This window comes from Shewanella sp. MF05913 (genome assembly GCF_059758095.1).
In genome coordinates this window covers 1-1,307 of record NZ_JCAYNT010000056.1, presented here as the reverse complement: position 1 = coordinate 1,307, position 1,307 = coordinate 1, and the positions used below count along the sequence as shown (strand labels likewise).

The 1,307-nt window shown below is 36.3% G+C and carries 1 protein-coding gene; it reads right to left on the bottom strand.

The window, feature by feature from the left end:
* Window positions 1-219: 219 nt before the first annotated feature.
* Window positions 220-1,182 (bottom strand): hypothetical protein, encoded by a 963-nt coding sequence (locus AC19MV_RS22945; protein ID WP_432339142.1) that lies wholly within the window; start codon window positions 1,180-1,182, stop codon window positions 220-222.
* Window positions 1,183-1,307: the final 125 nt, after the last annotated feature.

The window sequence follows — 1,307 nt, the reverse complement described above, 5'->3', positions numbered from 1 at the left end:
CCTCATTAGAAGTTCTTTCTTTCCTAAAGGGAGATTATTGGATGTTTGGTTAACGACAGCAGAATATAAATCATCTTGGCCATCCTCCAATAAAAGATACAACAATTCGTCTTGTAATTGATTCAATGTTACCTCCAAAACTGGCTTTAATAGCCTCTGCTATCCGTCCAACTTACCATGCTTTATCCTATGACCTTATGCTTTCAAAAAGAAGTCGTTTTAATCATAGTAAGCATTCAAAGCAACCTTAACATTTTCGATAAATTGCGCTACCGGCAATTCTTCATCGCAAGTCAGATCTCTCAACTCTTGAACGATAGACTCTACTTTCCCCAAAATTTCGCTAAACACCAACACACCTGTGTCACGCAGGCCGTATACTAGCCTCTGAGCTAAAAGCTGTAATTGTTCAGGTTTTTTTGCCAATAGAAGTGTTTCCATCAAAACCGAATGGGCTACCCGCTCCCCGAATATATAACCATCTAGTGAGCTCATGTAGGTATTGCTAAGGTAGTGATAAAAAGGATTTAGGTAATTGATGGCTTCCTCGAATGTAGTTTGTTCTGGAAGTTCGAAGTCGAAAACATCATCTGCAACAAACCGAGAAAGATTTAGCATATCGTATTCATCAATATATGAATGCTGGTTTTTTTTAAGAAATTCAGATACAAGAACTATTGATCCAAAGTCGTCAAACCTTACGGTTGTCCACCCCACATCTTCAAAGACTATCCCTTGCGCTTCTAGTGCATGAGCATAGCTTAGTAAAGCTTCTAGCTGTAATGAAGTGTGAGTGTTTTCTGAACGTTTCACTACGGTGACAGAAGGGTTGTTGATATTCTTTACTTCTATATTAGTTTTAACATTTGCAGGCCCATCAATAATGCCAGACAGTCTTTGCACAGTAACGTCTAATTTGATTTCACCAATTAAATCAACTCTATTTAAAATTATTGTTACTGATTCTTCATTATCATAGCTCTGATATTGAAACCATAAAAGATTTAAGTCGCCAAATTCATGTACGCTTTGTTCTTCCCTGCAATCTTCAGTATTCTGATTTAACGATGAAGATACTAATTCTTTAGATAGTTTAATGATCCTTTGCTCTATCGCGTTAAAGAGTCCGCTCTCTTTCATGTTATCAACGAATTTCAACTTTGATTCGTACAGTTCTATCATTGATCGTAACCTCTTTTAACTTTTGCTCACCAACTCCAGTAGCTATTCTTTTAACGAATATGCTTCATTTATAAGTTGAGGTATCTCTTAGTCCCTTTTTAGTGTTTCTAATAAAAATTCATTGA

Bases quoted from the DNA above. Each gene is read 5' to 3' on its own strand.
- AC19MV_RS22945 (WP_432339142.1), bottom strand. From the start codon at position 1,182: ATGATAGAACTGTACGAATCAAAGTTGAAATTCGTTGATAACATGAAA.